This is a genomic window from Fodinibius salicampi, from assembly GCF_039545095.1.
Taxonomy (GTDB): domain Bacteria; phylum Bacteroidota; class Rhodothermia; order Balneolales; family Balneolaceae; genus Fodinibius; species Fodinibius salicampi.
Genome location: NZ_BAABRS010000004.1, coordinates 208744 through 228198, shown reverse-complemented (window position 1 = coordinate 228198; position 19455 = coordinate 208744). Strand labels below are relative to the sequence as shown.

At 42.4% G+C, this 19455-nt stretch carries 17 protein-coding genes; 6 read left to right on the top strand and 11 right to left on the bottom strand.

Going from position 1 to position 19455, the window contains the following annotated elements:
- Positions 1–97: 97 nt before the first annotated feature.
- Genes ABEB05_RS14555 through rodA form a run of 5 tightly spaced genes read left to right on the top strand, consistent with a single transcriptional unit; the run spans position 98 to position 5578 of the window.
- A complete protein-coding gene (locus ABEB05_RS14555; RefSeq protein ID WP_265791143.1) occupies positions 98–1153 on the top strand; it encodes a rod shape-determining protein in 1056 nt (351 codons plus the stop codon).
- Between the two features lie 23 nt (positions 1154–1176).
- Positions 1177–2019: a rod shape-determining protein MreC gene (mreC, locus tag ABEB05_RS14550; protein WP_265791144.1), complete on the top strand. Its 843-nt coding sequence runs from the start codon at positions 1177–1179 to the stop codon at positions 2017–2019.
- Positions 2016–2489: a rod shape-determining protein MreD gene (mreD, locus tag ABEB05_RS14545; RefSeq protein ID WP_265791145.1), complete on the top strand. Its 474-nt coding sequence runs from the start codon at positions 2016–2018 to the stop codon at positions 2487–2489. The genes mreC and mreD overlap by 4 nt, the downstream gene beginning before the upstream one ends.
- 8 nt (positions 2490–2497) lie before the next feature.
- Positions 2498–4324: a penicillin-binding protein 2 gene (gene mrdA, locus ABEB05_RS14540; protein ID WP_265791146.1), complete on the top strand. Its 1827-nt coding sequence runs from the start codon at positions 2498–2500 to the stop codon at positions 4322–4324.
- A 3-nt stretch (positions 4325–4327) separates the two neighbouring features.
- Positions 4328–5578 (top strand): rod shape-determining protein RodA, encoded by a 1251-nt coding sequence (gene rodA, locus ABEB05_RS14535; protein WP_265791147.1) that lies wholly within the window; start codon positions 4328–4330, stop codon positions 5576–5578.
- A gap of 2 nt (positions 5579–5580) precedes the next feature.
- Here the strand turns inward: rodA and ABEB05_RS14530 are convergent, their stop codons facing one another.
- On the bottom strand, positions 5581–6225 hold the full coding sequence (locus ABEB05_RS14530) for a ribonuclease HII (protein WP_265791149.1): 645 nt from the start codon (positions 6223–6225) through the stop codon (positions 5581–5583).
- Positions 6226–6290: 65 nt separating this feature from the next.
- On the opposite strand from ABEB05_RS14530, the gene ABEB05_RS14525 reads away from it, so the two are divergent.
- Complete coding sequence (locus tag ABEB05_RS14525; RefSeq protein ID WP_345694310.1) at positions 6291–7403, top strand: vWA domain-containing protein; 1113 nt, start codon at positions 6291–6293, stop codon at positions 7401–7403.
- Between the two features lie 57 nt (positions 7404–7460).
- Here the strand turns inward: ABEB05_RS14525 and ABEB05_RS14520 are convergent, their stop codons facing one another.
- From ABEB05_RS14520 to ABEB05_RS14475, 10 genes are all read right to left on the bottom strand, one after another.
- Complete coding sequence (locus tag ABEB05_RS14520; protein WP_265791152.1) at positions 7461–8012, bottom strand: OmpH/Skp family outer membrane protein; 552 nt, start codon at positions 8010–8012, stop codon at positions 7461–7463.
- A gap of 22 nt (positions 8013–8034) precedes the next feature.
- The gene (locus ABEB05_RS14515; protein WP_265791154.1) at positions 8035–8571 is read right to left on the bottom strand and encodes an OmpH/Skp family outer membrane protein; all 537 of its coding nucleotides are present in this window, start codon (positions 8569–8571) and stop codon (positions 8035–8037) included.
- 61 nt (positions 8572–8632) lie between these two features.
- The gene (locus tag ABEB05_RS14510) at positions 8633–9181 is read right to left on the bottom strand and encodes an OmpH/Skp family outer membrane protein (protein WP_265791155.1); all 549 of its coding nucleotides are present in this window, start codon (positions 9179–9181) and stop codon (positions 8633–8635) included.
- The gene (bamA, locus tag ABEB05_RS14505; protein WP_265791157.1) at positions 9181–11667 is read right to left on the bottom strand and encodes an outer membrane protein assembly factor BamA; all 2487 of its coding nucleotides are present in this window, start codon (positions 11665–11667) and stop codon (positions 9181–9183) included. Before bamA ends, ABEB05_RS14510 begins: the two co-directional genes overlap by 1 nt.
- A gap of 59 nt (positions 11668–11726) precedes the next feature.
- Complete coding sequence (gene uppS, locus ABEB05_RS14500; RefSeq protein WP_265791158.1) at positions 11727–12539, bottom strand: undecaprenyl pyrophosphate synthase; 813 nt, start codon at positions 12537–12539, stop codon at positions 11727–11729.
- A gap of 72 nt (positions 12540–12611) precedes the next feature.
- Positions 12612–13088 carry a 6,7-dimethyl-8-ribityllumazine synthase gene (ribH, locus tag ABEB05_RS14495; RefSeq protein ID WP_265791161.1) on the bottom strand — a complete coding sequence of 159 codons (477 nt, stop codon included), beginning with the start codon at positions 13086–13088 and terminating at the stop codon, positions 12612–12614.
- 4 nt (positions 13089–13092) lie between these two features.
- Entirely contained in the window at positions 13093–13932 is an 840-nt protein-coding gene (locus ABEB05_RS14490; protein ID WP_265791163.1) for a PHP domain-containing protein, read from the bottom strand.
- A 54-nt stretch (positions 13933–13986) separates the two neighbouring features.
- Positions 13987–15999 carry a LysM peptidoglycan-binding domain-containing protein gene (locus ABEB05_RS14485; protein ID WP_265791164.1) on the bottom strand — a complete coding sequence of 671 codons (2013 nt, stop codon included), beginning with the start codon at positions 15997–15999 and terminating at the stop codon, positions 13987–13989.
- 65 nt (positions 16000–16064) lie between these two features.
- Complete coding sequence (locus ABEB05_RS14480) at positions 16065–17741, bottom strand: NAD+ synthase (RefSeq protein WP_265791165.1); 1677 nt, start codon at positions 17739–17741, stop codon at positions 16065–16067.
- A gap of 27 nt (positions 17742–17768) precedes the next feature.
- On the bottom strand, positions 17769–19448 hold the full coding sequence (locus ABEB05_RS14475) for an amidohydrolase (protein ID WP_265791166.1): 1680 nt from the start codon (positions 19446–19448) through the stop codon (positions 17769–17771).
- Between the last annotated feature and the right edge of the window lie 7 nt (positions 19449–19455).

Genomic DNA, 19455 nt, shown 5'->3' with positions numbered 1-19455 from the left:
TATTTATTCGGAAATAGACGTACAAAATTGTATTTTTATTTTTGGTCTTTTTTAAGGTAAAATTTGACTACTTGCAGCTCATCTACACATAGCTAATATGGACAATAACGTATCTACATCTAAGAAAGATAAACAGCAACGAAAAGGTTGGTTTGACTGGCTATACACCGATATTGCTATCGATCTTGGTACCGCCAACACCCTTATCTATTCCCGGGGGGAAGGTATCGTACTTAATGAGCCCTCCATTGTTGCCCTGAACACACAGAATGAACCTGTTGCAACAGGACACGAGGCCCGGCTGATGCACGAAAAGACCCATAAGAATATCCGCACCGTACGCCCCCTACGTGATGGCGTTATCGCGGATTTTGAGGTCGCTGAACAAATGATTCGCGGTATGATTGACAAGGTTAAAATGAAATGGTACTCCAGTACCCGAACAATGGTTGTTTGTGTACCCAGCGGCATCACCGAGGTCGAACGCCGAGCTGTTCGGGACAGCGCAGAACATGCCGGAGCCAAATCGGTCCATCTCGTAGACGAACCCATGGCAGCGGCAATCGGAATTGGACTCAATGTGCACGAGCCGATTGGAAATATGATTGTAGATGTAGGCGGGGGAACCACTGAGATTGCTGTCATCGCTCTTTCGGGTATCGTATATGCACAGTCGGTACGTTTGGGTGGTGACGAGCTGAATGAAGATATTATTAATTATTTCAGGCGGAATCATAATCTCCTTATCGGAGAACGAACTGCTGAAAAGATCAAGTGCGAAATCGGGTCGGCTGCTCCTCTCGATGAAGAAATAGAAATGGATACGAAAGGACGTGATCTTGTTAACGGGGTCCCCCGAGTCCGCCACGTTACATCCAAAGATGTTCGGGAGGCAATCTCCGAATCGGTAAACACTATTGTTGAATCTATTACCAAGTCCCTGGAGCAGACTCCTCCTGAACTGTCAGCGGACATTCTGGATCGGGGTATTATGCTTACCGGTGGAGGTGCCAAGCTTAAAAATCTTGATAAACTAATCCGGGAAACTACCGACTTGCCTGTCCACATTGCCGAAGATCCTTTAACTGCCGTTGTACGTGGTACCGGCGCCATATTAGAAGATCTCGATTATTACCGAACCGTAATTACCTAAGTATCTAAGGAAGGAAGAAGTGAATGCAAATTCGTTTTCCGGGAATAACGGAAATTAAAGATCATATTATTGCAGCATTTTTACTTATTGTTGCGGTAGGCCTTATTGTCAGCCGTCATCAGGGGGGGCTTCATAATTTACGAACTGTTTCGGTAACTGTTTTCAGCTACCTGGAGGAACCGTTATCTAATATTCGAACTTATCGGCAGGCCTTAAGGACTAACACTTACCTCAGACAACAAAATGTTTTACTACTTGACGAGTTAAGTCGCCTACGTTCAGCTCGTGAAGAGAATGAAGAACTTCGCCAATTACTTGAATTCAGCCGCAATAGTAATCTTAATCTATATCCCGTACAAATTGTGGGAAAAGAACTTTCCCAGGTATTTAATTCTTTAACTATTGATGCAGGTACTGAAGAAGGTATAACCGCTGGTATGCCTTTGGTAGCAGCCGAGGGATTGGCCGGAAAGGTTGTACTGACCGATGGAGGGTACTCCCAGGTAATGCCAATTTTTAACAGTTTATTTAAGGTTAGTGCCAAACTACAAAACTCAGGTGCCTATGGCATTGTTTCCTGGGATAGTAAAAACATTCATGAACTTCAGCTAAACTATGTCCCTCAAACCGTAGAGGTCGATTCCGGAGAAATAGTAATCACTTCTGGATACAGTAATCAATTTCCTCCGGATATTCCTATTGGAGAAGTGATACGGACCGAACATCAACCGGGTCGGGATATACAGAAAATTATCGTCAACCCTTTTGCAGATATTTATAGCATGACGGCCGGATTTGTTGTTAAATTTCAACCCGATACTACGATCCAAAAACTTAACGAACAATATCAGAACGCTTTAGAATGACCGGAAGGCGGCTTAAACATATCGGCATAGGACTTGTCTTCCTGATTCTTCAGCTTGTGCTATTTCGGCATTTAACTATTTTTGAAGCATATCCTGATCTTGTTCTTATATTCCTGGTCTGGTATATGAGTAAGGAAAACAGAACAGCAGCTCTGCTGATGGGGGCTTCTTTGGGATTTCTGCAGGATGCTCTGCTTGATGTTTGGGGGCTCAATATGTTTTCTAAAACATTGCTTATATATATCGTTCATCGATTTATTCCTAAAGATCATAAAACACAATTAAGTGTTGGACAAGTCGTTATTACTGTTGCACTTGCCGCTCTTTTCCATAATCTTATTTTTTTGGGGTTGAACATCTTTATCCAGAATTACACGGCAGAAACACTTTTTGGAGCTTACCTACTTGGAAGTAGCTTATATTCAGCTATAGTAGCAGCTCTTTTCTATATGTTCAGAACTAATAAGTAGTACCATTCATGCAATATCAGAAGAAAAAGCGCAGCCATATATCCATTCGCGTTTTGATGGGTATCATTATCGTTTTGGGGCTGATAATTCTAGGACGTCTTTTCCAGCTTCAAATATTGGAATATGATACCTATGATCCGCTAAGCCGGGAAAATGCCCTGCGACAACAGATTGTCAATCCAGCGCGTGGTCTTATATATGATCGTAATGGGAAACTATTAGTAGAAAATGAGCCCATTTATTCTATTACTATTATTCCTTCCAGTTATAAGGATGAAAACACTCCCATTCTCGCAAGATTATTAGATATACCTGTTGAGGAGGTAAGAAAACGCGTAGAGGAAGCCCGCTCATATTCTTGGCATCGGGCATCCCGGCTGTTTACTGAAATTAATTTTGAAACCTTCTCAATAATTCAGGAAAACATCTGGCAGTTACCGGGCATTGGCCATCAAATTGAAAGCAAGCGTCACTATCCTATTGACAGTCTTCGAGCTTCTCATGTACTGGGTTACCTCCGGGAAGTCTCCCAGGAAGAGTACCTGGCCAAGGATAGTTATCATCTGGGAGATAAAATCGGCAAAACCGGCCTTGAAAAGAGCTATGAATCCCAACTCAGAGGAAAAGAAGGGACAGAATATATTCTGGTCAATGCGATGGGTCAAAATCTTGGATCCTATCAAAATGGATCTATGGATGAAGCGCCTCAAAAAGGAGCTGATTTGCATACTTCCCTCGATACAGATCTGCAGCTATTGGCTGAGGAGCTCATGGAAGGAAAGAAAGGAGCAGCTATTGCTATTGACCCCCAGGATGGGAGCATCCTGAGCATGACCAGTGCTCCGGAATTTGATATAAGACGCCTAGCGGGTAGAATAGATGCTGATTACTGGCAAAGTATAAATGCTGATACTTTAAACCCTCTTTTCAACCGTTCGACTTCAAGTGCGCAACCGCCCGGATCTACCTTTAAACCCCTTATGGGTCTTATGGGAATGGAGATGGAGGTAATTACTCCACAAACAACTATTTATAATCCGGGTTATTACTCAAGGGGACGACGATATAACGATTTAGCTGACCCGGGACAATACAATATTGGCAAAGCTATCCAAGAGTCCAGCAATACCTTCTTTTTCTGGCTAATGGATGAAATGGTACGCTCCCATAGCATTGATCGATGGAATGAGTTAGCTTCGTCCTTTGGCCTTGGTCGCCCCACCGGCATCGACCTACCCAGTGAAACGTCTGGTATTTTACCCGACAGCTCGTACTTAAACAATACCCTTGGTGAAGGTACCTGGGGCATAGGCGACCAGCTTAGCCTCGGTATTGGACAGGGATTCATGGCTGCGTCACCGCTTCAAATGGCTACCGTAGCGGCACAAATTGCAAACGGCGGTTATGCCATCAAACCCCACTTTGTACAATCCATTCGGGAACCAAATGGAAGGGTTATATATCCCAATACAGATACAACAAAAATAAGTTGGGTCGATGAAAGTGAATTGGCGGTCATTAAAGATGGTATGCGAAGAGTAGTTACGGAGGGTAGCGGGAGGTACTACGCAGACTTAGATAGTATAGCTGTTGCCGGGAAAACCGGTACAGCCCAAAATCCACATGGACAGGATCACGGATGGTTTATTTGTTTCGCTCCCGTAGAAAACCCTCAAATTGCTGTAGCAGTACTTGTTGAGAACGCTGGTTATGGCTCTATATCAGCTGCACCCATAGCTTCATTAATGGTAGAACAGTATATCAATGGAGAAATTGGTCGCTCCCATGTGTACGATTACGTGATGAATTTTGAACCAAGACCCGAAAACAATTAAAAAATGAATCGTTTTGGAGAATATAACTGGTCTCTTGGCACTTTATGGATCGGCCTTGTAGTAGTTGGCCTGGTAGCCATTTATAGTGCTACTCAGGGCCCAGTGGCTGAATTCCTGCCTGGTTACATACAAATCAACTTCTATAAGCAATTAGTGGCATTTGGTATCGGCCTGGGAATTCTGGTGGGACTTCAATATATAAATCCGCGTACCTTTCAAGAAGGAGCATTTGTTTTTTATGCTATTGGACTGCTGCTGATGATTCTTACCCTGTTTATTGGCCGGGAGGTTAATGGAGCCAAAAGCTGGTTGGTATTAGGACCTGTTAACCTGCAGTCAAGCGAATTAATGAAAATAGCGACTGTGCTTGCTGTCGCCAGCTACCTGACCAGCCGACGTAATATTTCTGCTGATAATCTTAAGACAGCCGTTACCACTGTACTGATTATCCTCGTCCCCACAGTACTTGTTTTCCTTCAGAACGATACCGGTACGGCCATCATATTTTTGGCGCTTATTCCCGTTGTACTTTTCTGGTCGGGTCTACCTTATGGGATATCCCTGTTTATTATCTCTCCTGCAATCATTGGCTATGTAAGCATAATTAGCTGGTACTGGGGGATTCTTGCCGCTGTAGTATTAACCCTGCTGGTCTTTATGCTTCAGCGAAGCACTTGGCTTACATTTACTTCCTTCGCCACCGGTATTCTCCTTGTGATTGGGGTTCAGGTTGCCCTCTTTCAAATATTACAGCCCCACCAACGTGCACGTATAGAAGCCTTTACCGATCCCTCTTTTGATCCACAGGGCGCTGGATGGAACATCATACAGGCTAAAACCGCTATTGGTTCGGGTGGCGTATACGGAAAAGGATTCATGGAAGGAACCCAAACCCAGCTTCGGTTTCTTCCGGAGCAGTGGACAGATTTTATATTTTGCGTTATTGCTGAAGAATTTGGATTTATAGGAGCTGGAATAGTTGTGCTACTCCTACTCGGATTTACCTTGCTTTTATTAAAAGCTGCAGCGACCCATAAGCATCCATTTGCACAACTTGTAATGGTGGGGGTTGCCACTATATTCTTTACTCATTTCTTCATCAATGTAGGTTCGGCAACGGCGCTTATCCCTGTCATCGGTGTTCCCCTACCCTTTATTAGCTACGGGGGATCAGCACTTATTACGAACACCCTTATGCTGGGAATATGTCTAAACCTCGATTACTATAAGCGACAATTCAGCATCTATCGCTAATTCTAAGTTTCCTCCAGCATTACTTCCTTGTCTGTACGCAATTTAAAGCTTTGCCGATGATATTCTGTATAGCCATACTCCTCCAGTCCACTGTAATGTTGGGCTGTAGGATAACCCACATTGGTATCCCAGCCGTAATAAGGATACTCCTTATGTAATTCAATCATCCATTTATCTCTGAAAACCTTGGCAATAATAGAAGCAGCTGCAATACTCATCGAACGGTCATCTCCTTTGACCAAACATTTATGCGGACACAGTCCCGCGCTAAATCGGTTTCCATCTACCAACAGATAATCCGGCCGGGCTTTTTTTGCTTCAGTGCACCGGTGCATTGCTTTAATAGATGCATGTAATATATTCAGTTCATCGATCTCGGCCGGCATACACCATTGAACAGTCCAAAAAGAAGCGAGTTCTTTTATCTTCTCAGTCAACGACATTCTTTCTTTCAGGGAAATAGTTTTGCTATCCCGAATTTCCTCAACAAAGGTTCCCGGTTTAAAAATAACTCCTCCTGCTACTACAGGTCCTGCAAGGCATCCTCGTCCCACTTCATCCAGCCCCATAACTCTATCAAACCCTTCTGACCAAAGCTGGCGCTCAAATTGAAGGCGATCTATATTTTGCACTTTATTTTCTGCCATCCAATGAATTAATTTTATTGTCTGTATGTTTTCTCTATACTCCTGCTAAAGTCAATGTTTTTGCCATGCATTTCAAGTATCGAGAATGGAATCCCAATATAGATAAAAAATCACCTAATCAGTCTCCTTTTGATACCCTCATGGATTTATTTGAGGAGTTGCTTACCATAGCAAGCGGAGACGTCTCTCAGGCTTTGCGTTGGATGGCTGATATTGATGACGAATATGGTATTACAAACCAATTTGATGATTTTGATCTGGATGATTTCGTAGACGAACTCAAAGAAAGGGGGTATATAGAGCAAGACCAAGAAGAAAATATGCTCGTCATTACCCGAAAGGCAGAGCGAAGTCTTCGGAAACATTCACTCGAAGAAATTTTCAAACATCTTGACAAAGGAGCGGCAGGGAGGCACAAGACTGATCATACGGGAGAGGGACTCGAGCGCCAACCGGAAACACGCCAATGGCAGCAGGGAGATGACTTAACCAATATTGATAGTGTTGGCACGATGATGAATATGTTTAAGCATAGTAGCATCGATCAGATGGATTTGAAAGAAAGGGATATCAGGGTACATAATACCGATCATCATACTTCTGTGGCTACCGTCTTACTCATTGATTTAAGCCACTCCATGGTCTTATACGGCGAAGATCGCATCACACCAGCTAAAAAAGTAGCTATGGCCCTTTCTGAACTTATTCTCAATAATTACGCTAATGATTCGCTTGATATCGTAGCCTTTGGCAATGAGGCTTGGAAAGTAGGTATCGAGGACCTTCCTTATCTCAAGGTTGGTCCCTACCATACCAACACTCAACAAGCGCTGCAGATGGCCAGACATATTTTACACCGCCGTAAATATGCCAACAAGCAAATATTTATGATCACAGATGGCAAACCCTCATGTATCATAGAAAATGGTCGGCTGTACAAAAATAGCGTTGGACTGGATCGCAAGATTGTCAATAAGGTGCTGGATGAAGCCGTGAAGTGCCGTCGCGATAAAATTGATATAACAACATTTATGATTGCCCGGGATCCGTACCTTCAGAATTTTGTCCGCGAGCTAACCGAAGCTAATAAAGGTCGGGCATACTTTGCATCATTGGATAATCTGGGCGGATATATTTTTGAAGACTACATCCGCAACCGTAAAAGAAGAGTCAAATAAAAAAGGCAGCCTGTTTTACAGGCCGCCTTTTGAGAAAATTAAGAGAATCAGATGAGCCTACATATCCAGCTCATCCATCACTTCATCCGTTATATCATATTGCTGTTGTGCTTCATCAGAAACATAGAGAAGGATTACGTCTCCATTACTGGTCGTCGTGTTCAACACATAAGAAAGTCCCCTTTCATTAGCCACTGTATTAATAGCAGAATCAATTTGGTCTAACAGAGGTCCCACTAATTCTTGCTGTTTTTGCTGGATCTCTTGCTGAAGCTGGGACTGATACTGTTGAAGTTCTGCCCCCATTTGTCCCAAACGTTCTTCTTCCTGTTGCTTGGCATCTTCGGATATAACCGATTCTTTATCTTGATACTCAGCTACTTTCTGCTGGTACTCCTCCTGTTTAGAAGCAAACTCTTCTCGTTTGCTTTCCATAAAATTCTGGAGCCGTTGTTGAACGGCTTTCATCTCCGGCATTTTACTCAGAATTGCCTGAGGATCTACATATCCGATTGTTAAATCGTCATTCTGGACTTGAGCAAAGGAGGTATTAGAAAACCCACCGACTAAAAGAAAAATAAATAAAACTGGTAGTATTCGTTTAATCATAGTTCTAAAGTTAGATTCTGTGTTAGTTCTGTGTCGCATTCTCATTAATATGTTCAATCACCTGCTGAGTAATATCCAACTGTTGATCAGCAGCATAGTAGATCACGTTATCTCCACTATTTGTCGCCTCATTGAGTACAAAATCAAGGTTATTACTTTCCGCTACCTCAGCAATCGCCTGATCCATAGCTTCATACAACGGATTAAGCAGCTGGGATCGACGCTCTTGAATTTGTCCTTGTATGGTTTGCTGAAACTGCTGTATTTCTCCTTCTAACTCAGAAAGTTCCTGCTCTCTTTGCTGAATTTGCTGATCAGTCATATTTCCCTGATTCTCCTGGTACTCAGCAACCTGATCCTGGAAATTAGCAATCCGATTTTCCAGTTCTCCTCTTTTCTCTTTTATAAAGCTATTCAGTTGCTGTTCTACTTCTGAGCGCTGGGGATGTTCACTTAGAACCTCCTGGGTACTCATATATCCGACTTTCAACTGCCCGTAAGCCGTTGTACTTAAAAGAAAAAGAAACAGGCAAGCTGTACTTAGTATTTTTCTAATCATTGAATCAATCTTTTTTAACATTCTATTTTGTTAAAGCGTGTGATAATACTAACAATTTATATTAATTGCTGGACTCATTTAACGTAAGCCCCAGCTCTTGTAGTACCTCTTCATTTAAATTAAATTCCTGGTTACCATAGAGCATGTTGGTATTTTGTGCACGATCGAATATAAAATCAAAATTATTACGTTTGGCTATAATATTTACAGCCTCAAAAACCTTGCGCTGTATTGGTTCTAATAATTCTTTCTGTTTTTGAAAATATTCCCCTTCTTCACCGAACTTTTGATCCATAAACTGCTCACGTTCAGTAACGAGTTTTTGGATTTTTTGTTGTACTTGTTCTCGCTGCTCCTCAGTATACAGAATCTCCCTGGACTCAAAATCTTCCTTCAACTGATTAATCTCCTCCTCCATTTTCTTCAGCTGGCTATTCCATTCGGAGCTTATCACCTGCAGCTGTTGTTGTACCCCTTCATATTCAGGCATTTCTGATAAAATCTGGTCGGTATCTACATATCCTATTTTCTGCTGTTGTCCATGGGCAATCGATAAACTGCCAAATAATAACACAACCAGAAGTATAGTATATGTATTTACCCTAACCATTAAAAAGGTGCACCAATATTAAAGAGGAACTGCCATTCTCCCGGCTGCACTCGAGTATTGGGTATTCCGTCCAGGCGGTAACCGTAACTGAGATCAACGAGTCCTAATATCGGCAGATAAATACGCGTTCCCAATCCAACAGAACGCTTTACATCAAAGGGAGAAAATTGGTCAACATTCAGGTATGCATTACCAGCATCCATAAAAGCATAGGGATAAACCTGCGCCTGCTGTTCAGTAATGGCCGGATAACGCAACTCCAGAGAATATTTGGAATACAAACGCCCGCCTACATTCTGTCCATCTTGAAAAGCGGTAATAGATCCATTCTGTCCACCTGGGAAACCACGCAAATCAATATTATCATCCAGGAATGATTGCCGCTGCTGCAGTTGTGTTCCTCCAAGTTTAAAGCGCTGAAAACCACTGCGCTTGCCCTGACTCAAATACCCAAGATAACCATACTCAACGGTGTTAGTCAGTACCAACTTACCTACCAATGTTGTGTGGTTCTGGTAGCTTGACTTTAACTTATAATATTGTGCAAATGAAGGTAATGGCGGAGCTAATTCACCAGAAAGCTGAATCTTGGAACCGGTCGTAGGGGAAATCTGATTATCAGTAGAATTACGCTCTAAAATCTGTTTAATACTCAAAATACTGGAAGCCCCTTCAGGTAAGAACGATGCTCCTCCCTCAACATCATACAGCTGATAGGATAACACACTTCGATGGGTAAAGTAGTCATCAGGCCAGTCTAATCGTCTTCCCAGCGATATACTGCTTGAAAAGAGTTCATTGCGTTGATCTGACCTGCGGTATTTGATCAGGTCGTAACTGGTATTTACCCCAAGCGAAAGCGGCCGACCTCCAAGCCATGGCTCCTGGAAACCAAGGCTGTAACTTTGGTATCCACTACCGGTAACCTGAACGCCAAGAGATAACTTCTGACCATCTCCGGAAGGAATAGGATTCCATCCTTCTCCCCTGAGCGCCCGCTGTATGGAAAAGTTATTAAAGTTCAGCTTCGCTGAAAGAATCAAACCGATACCCCGGCCTCCAAATCCTCCGGAGAACTCAAAATTGTCGGTACTCTGGGATTCATCCAAATTGTAGGTTATATCAACCGTTTGGTTTTCCTGATCCGGAACTAAGTTTGGTTCAATAGCATCCTGTCGGAAATAGCCCAGCTGCCCTAGTTCACGTATAGTCCTAATAATATTCTGACGACTATATTTCTGGCCGGGTACTGTCCGTAAGGTTCGACGAACTATATCATCATGGGTTTTGGTATTCCCTACAAAAGAAACTTCCTCAATGTAGGCAATTTCATTTTCATAAATTCTCATATTGAGGTCAACTGAATCTTCCGCTACCACCTCAATATTTTCTTCTACCCGGAAAAACAGGTACCCAATATCTTGGTAGAGACTGGTTACATCAGGACCTGACTGATTGATTTCAAGTCTGGTATTAAATTTTGTCTGGTTAAAGACCTCCCCTTTTTCAAAGCCCAGTGTCTGGGTGAGTTCCTCATCAGTATAAACAGTATTTCCCTCCCAATTAATATCTCTCACCTTATATTGAGGGCCTTCATATACTGAAATATCAACTTTTAAGCCTTCAGCGGGATTGGAAAGCACATATAGTCTTTGCTGGGTATAAGGAAAAGTATAGACAGAGTCGGAGGTTACCCGGAAATCGAGAAAGCCATGCTCCCGGTAAAAGCTTCTTAAGTTATTTTTGGCTTCTTCAAATTCATCTTCCTTATAAAGCTTCTTTGAGAAAAACTTCCACCACCGATCTTCCGAAATAGTTCCCAATGACTTCTGGAGTGCCCGGTCATCAAATTTTTCGTTACCATGGAAAGTAATATCTTTTACCTCTAAGCGCTCTCCCGGATTAATATGGAACTCCAGTGTTATTCGATTGCGAGTCTCATCCAATTCCGAGCGCTGCACATCAATTTCGGTATACCAGTATCCCTCCTCTTCATAATAGCGCTTTATGGCACTCTTAGCCTGGGAAATAGAAGATTCTGTCACTGCATAGCCTGGAACAAGAGACAGCTTTTCTCTAATATCGCTCCGCTCTGAGCTCTTTACTCCATGAATTTCATAGTTTTCAAGCCGGGGCTGTTCCTGAACAATAATTTTCAGGTAAATACCATTTCCTTTCTCCCCTGTTTTAATAATTTCTATATTCGAAAAGAGTCCTGTTTGATACAGACTTCTAATGGCATCTCCCACATCCTGCCCGGGAATAGTAATACTGCTTCCTTCCTCAAGTCCACTGGTTCCAATTACAAACTCCTCCCGGGAAGTTGTTAATCCCTCCACTTCAACCCCCAGTACTTCATACTGCTGAGGCGTTGTATTCATTGGGTTTTGGATATTTATCGAAACACTATCGGGTGAAGTATCCTGGGCTGATGCTGAAAATGCAACAAAGCAGAGTACAAAAAGTGTGCTTAATAATTTCTTCACGTAAATATATTCTTGTGTAATAGTGAGCGTGCGTTAATGAAAGGTTATGGTGTCAGCTCTTAAACGTGCAGACTCGCCTCTTTCTTTTGTTCTTTTTTGGAAAGTTTGCCAAACCTGCGTTCACGTTCCTGAAAAGATTGGATAGCTTTATATAATTCATCTCTGCGAAAATCGGGCCAATAAGTTTCGGTTATATAGAGTTCGGAATAAGCTAGTTGCCATAAAAGAAAATTACTGAGGCGATATTCACCACTGGTTCGAATTATTAAATCCGGGTCCGGAATATCCGCGGTTGATAAATGGGCTCCTATAAGATCATCATTGATGTCATCCGGCTCAATTTCACCTTTTTTTACGCGTTTAGCCAACTTCTTAACGGCTTCAGTAATATCCCAGCGGCCGGAATAGCTCAGAGCGAGACATAAGTTAAGACGATCATTCTCTTCGGTTAACTCGATTGCCTCTTGTAGTTCTTGCTGACATCTTTCGGGGAACCGGTCAATCTGACCAATAGTGTTCAGTTTTATATTATTTTCATTCAAGTTCTCCGCCTCCTTACGCAAGGAATTAGCTAATAAGCGCATTAAAGCATTCACTTCCAGCTTGGGTCGCCCCCAGTTTTCCGTAGAAAATGCATAGAGAGTTAAGTATTTTACTCCTATTTGAGCGCAAGCCTCCGTAATATCACGAACCGAATCCACTCCCGCTTTATGTCCATACGAGCGGATATTTCCCCGACTTTTAGCCCATCGGCCGTTACCATCCATAATAATAGCAATATGCTGAGGTATCTTACCCTCGTCTGTAAGACGGAGCTGTGCCTCTTTATCGCTACTTTCCTGTTCTATATTTGTGAGTGAATATTGCTCCAAAAGCGTATAACTGGTGATTTGTTAAGCTATCAATATTAGAGCTTTATCGTCGTTATATCAAGCTTTTTAGCATTATAATTGATCAATATGCCGGCTCAAACTTATCATCTCTATAAGTGCCAGTGCGGCTTCGGCTCCTTTATTCCCTTTACCTTCAACAATACCAGAGCGTTCCTGCGCCTGTTGGACATTGTCTGTAGTCAAAACACCAAAAACAACCGGTTTATTGCCTTTCATATTTAAATCGGTTACTCCGCGGTTAACTGCATCGCAAACATAGTGAAAATGAGGAGTATCTCCGCGAATAACGGCCCCAAGAGTAACCACTCCATCTGTTTTTTCTAATAACTTTCGAGCGGTGAAGGGAATCTCGTACGCTCCGGGGCAACGGGCGACGATAATATCTGTGTCAGAGAAGCCTTTTTGAGTAAATATATTCAATGCGCCTTCTAACAGCTCATCCGTTATAAATGAATTCCAATTGGCCACAGCAATGCCCACCGTACAATCGGAAATGTTTTTATTTCCAGAAATTATTTGAGGAGCCATTCTATTACGCTATTGTTTCTTTACGTTGATTCGTTAGGCGCAACAACCGATACACATATTTAGTATTAATTGTTACAACCCCAAAGTATTTTTGGTATTTTTTATTACTTCCATGGAAATCACTGCCCCCGGTTTTTAACAAATTATGCCGGTCGGCGAACTCTTCCATTTGTTTTTGTGTCTGATAATTGTGGCTTGGATGTATAACTTCAATTCCGTCAACTCCTGCCTCTACCAGACTTTCCAGTTCTTCTTCAGAATATAATCTGCCCGGATGTGCTATTACTACCGCTCCCCCGGCCTCCCTTATGATATCAATGACCTGATGATGACTATAATATTCATTGTATATATTTCCTAACTGATCATCACTCAGATATCGAATAAATGCTTCTTTAAAAGAAGCAACATAGCCTTTATTCTCTAGTACAGCCGCAATATGGGGGCGGCCGATGTTCCCGCCTCTGGCTTCGGCCTTCACTTCTTCCAAATCTAACTCCATACCCTGATTCCTTAGCTGTTCAATAATCCAGCTCCCACGTTTAAGACGAGACTGATAATGATGCCAGACCAGTTTCTTAATTGCCGAGTGATTTGGATCAAAACAATAGGCGAGAAGATGACACTCCCGATCTTTAAAATCAGAGGTTATCTCTATACCGGGAAGTAGTTTTATATCTCTTTTTTCGGCCTCTTCGGTTGCCTCCTGATATCCTTTTATAGTATCATGATCTGTAATAGAAATAACTTCCAGATTATGCTTTTCTGCATAACGAACCGCTTCCTTTGGATCTATATGTCCATCTGAGGCAAGGGTATGTATATGCAGGTCTGCTTTAGCCACTATATTATCCTTAAGGTCTAAAAATCTTCGAATAACGTATTGATCAACAATCTCCTATTCAGGACTGCCGATCTTAAGCGTTTGTCCCGCATAAATTCGATTACCATTTATACCATTCAGCTCCCTGATCTTACTTACCGAAACCCCATGCTTATTAGCTATATCAATCAGGGTATCATTGGGCTGAACCGTATACTCTCCATCAGTATTTACGAGGGAGGCTAAAGTGATATCCTCGTTTCGACGTTGTTTCAACTCAATTTCCTGCTTCTTATCAAAAGGCATTTCCTTTATTTTCAGATAATAGGACTTTTTTGAATTATCTACATAAATATCAAGATTATTACCGGGCCTTATGTAGCTTGTAACATTATTCCATCTTCTTATCTGGGAAGCAGTTACATCAAACCATTCGGCAATATGACCGATCGTATCCCCCTTTTTAATGGTATACTGTACCTTAGCTTTATCTGACCCCGCATCGGTTTGAGAATTCGATTGTGAGGATGAGGAAGATTGAGCCTTTTCCGAAGTATTACGTTTGCTTGTATTTGTGGGGCGGTTGGAGGCTATTTTATTTTTACTCCCTCCGGGCAATGGAACTACAATCTTTTGACCGGGATAAATAGTGCTAGAAAGTTTTTCATTAGTCTCATATAAAGCACGAACAGACGTACCATATTTTCGGGCAATATATCCCAGATTTTCACCGCTACTAACCGTATGCATAGCTATGTGACTACTTCGCTCGTCCTTGGGGATATCATCATAATTGGCAGCAAATGTATCATAGGCCCCTACCGGCAGCTTTAGAGGATACTTATCTCCCGGCGGTGTGGCCCAACGCAACAGTTCGGGATTGTATTCTTTCAATTTATCAAGTGATATTCCCGCAGCATCCGCCAGCGTTTCCAGCGGCATAAGCGGATCCACCCGAAAAACTTCATAGTCATAGGAATCTCCTGAATACTGTTTCTCAAAACCAAACTCCTGGGGATTCATTCCAATCATCGTAGCTGCCAAATAGGTGGGAACATAATTTCTTGTCTCACGCGGTAAATAGGAAGCTGCTGTCCAATAGTCTTTTTCACCACCGGAACGCCGAATAGCACGCTTAAGTCCCCGTTGACTGATATTATAGCCGGCCAAAGCCAAGTGCCAGTCGCCCCAAACATCATACAGATCCTTTAAATGCTGAGCTGCCGCCCGTGTTGCCTTTTCAGGATCTTGTCGCTCATCAATCCACCAGTTCACCTCAAGCCCATACATTGATCCTGTTGAACGAATAAACTGCCACATTCCTACAGCCGAGGCCCAACTTTTGGCAGTAGGATTCAATCCGCTCTCAATCATAGACAAGTGGATAAGTTCTGTTGGCACCCCTTCTTCTTCAAAAATTCTTTTCATCATCGGAAAGTACTTGTCAGAACGGTTGAGCCATTTTTCCATCACTTCAGGACGTTCCAGAGAAAAATACGTTAAATACCTGTTCACCTTATCGTTCTGCAGTAAGGGTACCTCTGTTCTATTGATGGAAATATTATCTGGCAAGGAGTAATCTTTATTCATCCAGTCATGCTCTTCAGCAAAAAGCTCTTGCTGGATCGCAAATATCTCTCCCTGAGCTTCGGTTTCTTCCGGAGTAATGCCATAAAACTCACGATATTCTGTCATAACCGACCGATAGAGTTCACTAAACCGTCTGTTTGATTGAACTTCCGGATAACGATCCAACAGTCCCTGCAATTCATTCAAGGCATCAGTAATAAATTTCTCGGCCTGTAGCGGATTTTGATTGAGCTGAGCATACATGGCTTTATAATGGATTTCATAAATCCCGGCCATCCGCTGCATTACATCCTCTTCCAGGCTCCCCGGTTTTATATCATTTGTATTAATACTGTCTGTCTCAGTATCCTTGTCTTCCATCGGATTATTATAGGGAAGCCGCTCCGAGGATAAAGATGAAACTTCTAATTTAATATTGGTTGTATTCGCCTCTTGTCCAATAGCAGAAGATGTCACTAAAAATGAGAGAACAAATATTAAAAATAACTTAGGTTGCATAGAAATGTTGATATATTATTTGATAAAAACTTTTGTACATAAACTCGTTAGCGATATTCCTATCGCTAAGATCTGTTTTGGGTCCACCGCTGAACCAAAGGCCAGCGTCTACCAGACCCAAAAGATTTAGAACTTAGTTTGAGCACGGGAGCCGCCTGTGCACGCTTATATTCCATCTGATCCACAAGTCCTAATATGCGATTTACTGTTTCTTTTTCAAAATTTTGAGCAATAATTTCATCAATCGTTTTTTGCTCCTCGATATAGGCCTGTAAAATAGCATCCAGCACTTCATAGTCGGGCAGAGAATCTGCGTCTTTTTGATCCGGACGCAATTCAGCACTTGGCGGTTTATTCAGAACTGACTGTGGAATAATTTCATCGTTGTAATACTCATTATTAAGCCAATGAGCCATCGCATATACTTCTTGTTTATATAGGTCCCCAATTACGCTAAGTCCTCCGGCCATATCACCGTACAAGGTACAAAAACCCGTTGCGAGTTCCGACTTATTTCCAGTATTCAACAGCATATGACCAAATTTATTTGAATAAGCCATCAACAAAGTGCCTCTGATTCGCGGCTGTAAATTTTCTTCAGCAACCCCGAAAGAAGTATCCTGAAACAGTGGCGCCAAGGTATCATTAAAAGAATCATAAGTATCTTTTATAGCTATTTCATGGAGGCCAATACCTAAATTATTGGCAAGTTCTTCAGAATCGGTAACGCTTCCGGTGGATGAAAACTCTGATGGCATGGTAATTCCAATCACCTTATCATCTCCCAGGGCTTCCCTTGCGATACAGGCTACCAAGGATGAATCAATACCGCCGCTTAATCCTAAAACTACTTTATCAGCTACTTCTGTTTTTTGGAGATAGTCGCGAAGACCTGTTACAAGTCCTTTGAACTGCTGTTCCGGCAACGAAGGAGTATTAGTCTTTACATCATTTTTTACTTGCAAAGAACTTCCCTCCCCCTCCCAGTTAATATCGATAGCATCCTCTTCAAATAAGGTACATCGCTTCTTAACATTACCATTTTGGTCCATTGCAAGAGAATCGCCGTCGGATATGAGCTCTGTATTGCCACCTACCTGGTTAGCATAAAGGATCGGCAACTTTAGGTTATCTACCTGCTTCCTAAGCATCCTTTCTCTGCCTACTGGCTTATTTCGTGTATAGGGCGAAGCAGAAATATTTAAAATAATTTCTGCTCCTTTATCTGCAAGCTCCCTGGCCGGATTTAAATCATAAGTTAAATATTGCGGTTCACTGTAGTTGTACCAAATATCTTCGCAAATAGTTATACCCAGCTTTTCTCCAAAAAGTTCTATACACTCAAAAGACCTTCCCGGCTCAAAATAGCGGTGTTCATCAAACACATCATATGTAGGTAAAAGCGCTTTATGAATTTCCGCCATTACTTTCCCTTGATACAATACCAAAGCACTATTATAACATTTTCGTCCTCTACCAGTGTGATTAGGCGTTACCGTTCCTAATATAAGGACTGTATTCTCTACTTTGCCGGCAAGTCGGTTGTTCATTTTATATAATTCCTGCAAAAAAGAAGGATATTCCAACAGATCCATTGGCGGATATCCACAAGTAACCATTTCCGGCAAAACCAAAAGATCTATATTATCCTGCTGGGCGGCCATAAGAGTCTGAACAATTTTTTGCTCATTTCCTTGTATATCGCCTATAATCGGATTCAGCTGTGCTACCCTAATCTCCATAACTCAAATTACTTCTGTGTATCTATATTAATCAGCTTTAGAATATATCTTTTGGCCAGCGACCCAGCTTTCGAGAACCTCAGTTTGCCAAATTTCCTGATCAGGAATCTCAAAAAAGTCGCGATCAATCAAAATAAAATCTGCCCATTTCCCCGGCTCAAGGCTTCCAAGCACTTTCTCCTGGTGAGCCGCGTAGGCAGCATCGAGCGTAAATGACCGCAAGGCCTGTGCCCGACTTACTCGTTCTCCGGGATACCAGCCACCCTCCGGTTCTCCCTCCTGGGTTTGTCGAGTTACAGCTGAATACAAGCCATAAAAAGGATTTACATCCTCAACAGGAAAGTCAGATCCAAAGGCCACGACTGTTCCCTGATCAATAAACGTTTTCCACGCATAACCTCCCTTGATGCGCTCGGAGCCCACCCGATCTTCAGCCATATTCAAGTCACTGGTGGCATGAGTGGGTTGCATGGAAGCGATGATATCAAGCGATTTAAAACGAGGAATATCCTTCTCTGAAACAATCTGGACATGCTCAATGCGATGGCGAAGCCCCTGATTGCCTAAGCTATCTTTTACAGATTCAAACGTATTTAATACCACCCTGTTGGCCCGGTCGCCTATAGCATGCACATTCGTTTGATAACCTGCCGAGGCCGTTTTTAAAATCTTATTGGTCATCTCTTCCTCAGAAGCAAAAAGCAATCCCCTGTTATCCGGATCATCACTATAAGGATTAATCATTGCAGCTCCCCGGCTGCCAAGAGCACCGTCAGCATAGATCTTTACACTTTGCAATGCCAGCATATCCTGCTTATAAGACGGTATAGGTCCCTTTTGTGCCAACGTATCAAAGGTAGCGCCTGTCCCAGAAATCATTGCATAGATACGAGTCGTAAGACGGCCCGAGTCTGCTACCGATTTATAAAGCTGCCAATCTCTTATGCCAATGCCTGCATCATGAACGCTTGTTAAACCATGGCTGCGCATCTGTTGAAGCGCATTATTAAAAGCCAATTTCCGTTCACGGGTAGTGGGCTCCGGAATTTCAGAAGTTATAAGATCCATGGCAGCATCCACAAAGATACCCGTTGGCTCTCCATTTTCATCGCGTATAATCTCTCCTCCCTGGGGTGCTTCGGTCTCAGCGGTAATTCCGGCCAATTCCATTGCCTTGCTGTTGGCCCATCCGGCATGGCCGTCAACTCTAGTCAACCAGACAGGGCGTTCATTTTCAATTTTATCAAGCTCTTCGGCTGTTGGGAACCGATTGATATCCCAGTGTGTATGGTTCCATCCCCGCCCTTCAATCCAGTTCAGATCGGGATAGTCAGATGCATATTCTTCAACCTGTCTCAAAGCCTCTTTAAGGGAAGGGGTACCTGCTAAATTCACGTGTATCTGTTGGAAGCCCAACCCCATTACATGGGCATGGGCATCAATAAGACCGGGCAGCATTACCCTTCCTTGGCCATCAATTATTTTAATATCTCCACTGTCATTAAAAGATGTATCAGTATAAACATCTACTACTTTCCCTTCTTCAAAAGCTATGGCTGAAAATTCACGGAGGGTATCCTCATAGAAGGTATAACCGGTTACATTTTGAATAACCATACGATCCATTTCATTCTGTGATTGGCAGGAAATAGCTGCAATTGCCAGTACGACCAGAAAAACGCTATAATATTTAAATACTGATAACATGGATTAA

Coding starts and splice junctions, on each gene's coding strand:
- ABEB05_RS14555 (WP_265791143.1), top strand. CDS start 98: ATGGACAATAACGTATCTACATCTAAGAAAGATAAACAGCAACGAAAA.
- mreC (WP_265791144.1), top strand. CDS start 1,177: ATGCAAATTCGTTTTCCGGGAATAACGGAAATTAAAGATCATATTATT.
- mreD (WP_265791145.1), top strand. CDS start 2,016: ATGACCGGAAGGCGGCTTAAACATATCGGCATAGGACTTGTCTTCCTG.
- mrdA (WP_265791146.1), top strand. CDS start 2,498: ATGCAATATCAGAAGAAAAAGCGCAGCCATATATCCATTCGCGTTTTG.
- rodA (WP_265791147.1), top strand. CDS start 4,328: ATGAATCGTTTTGGAGAATATAACTGGTCTCTTGGCACTTTATGGATC.
- ABEB05_RS14530 (WP_265791149.1), bottom strand. CDS start 6,225: ATGGCAGAAAATAAAGTGCAAAATATAGATCGCCTTCAATTTGAGCGC.
- ABEB05_RS14525 (WP_345694310.1), top strand. CDS start 6,291: ATGCATTTCAAGTATCGAGAATGGAATCCCAATATAGATAAAAAATCA.
- ABEB05_RS14520 (WP_265791152.1), bottom strand. CDS start 8,012: ATGATTAAACGAATACTACCAGTTTTATTTATTTTTCTTTTAGTCGGT.
- ABEB05_RS14515 (WP_265791154.1), bottom strand. CDS start 8,571: ATGATTAGAAAAATACTAAGTACAGCTTGCCTGTTTCTTTTTCTTTTA.
- ABEB05_RS14510 (WP_265791155.1), bottom strand. CDS start 9,181: ATGGTTAGGGTAAATACATATACTATACTTCTGGTTGTGTTATTATTT.
- ribH (WP_265791161.1), bottom strand. CDS start 13,088: ATGGCTCCTCAAATAATTTCTGGAAATAAAAACATTTCCGATTGTACG.
- ABEB05_RS14485 (WP_265791164.1), bottom strand. CDS start 15,999: ATGCAACCTAAGTTATTTTTAATATTTGTTCTCTCATTTTTAGTGACA.
- ABEB05_RS14480 (WP_265791165.1), bottom strand. CDS start 17,741: ATGGAGATTAGGGTAGCACAGCTGAATCCGATTATAGGCGATATACAA.
- ABEB05_RS14475 (WP_265791166.1), bottom strand. CDS start 19,448: ATGTTATCAGTATTTAAATATTATAGCGTTTTTCTGGTCGTACTGGCA.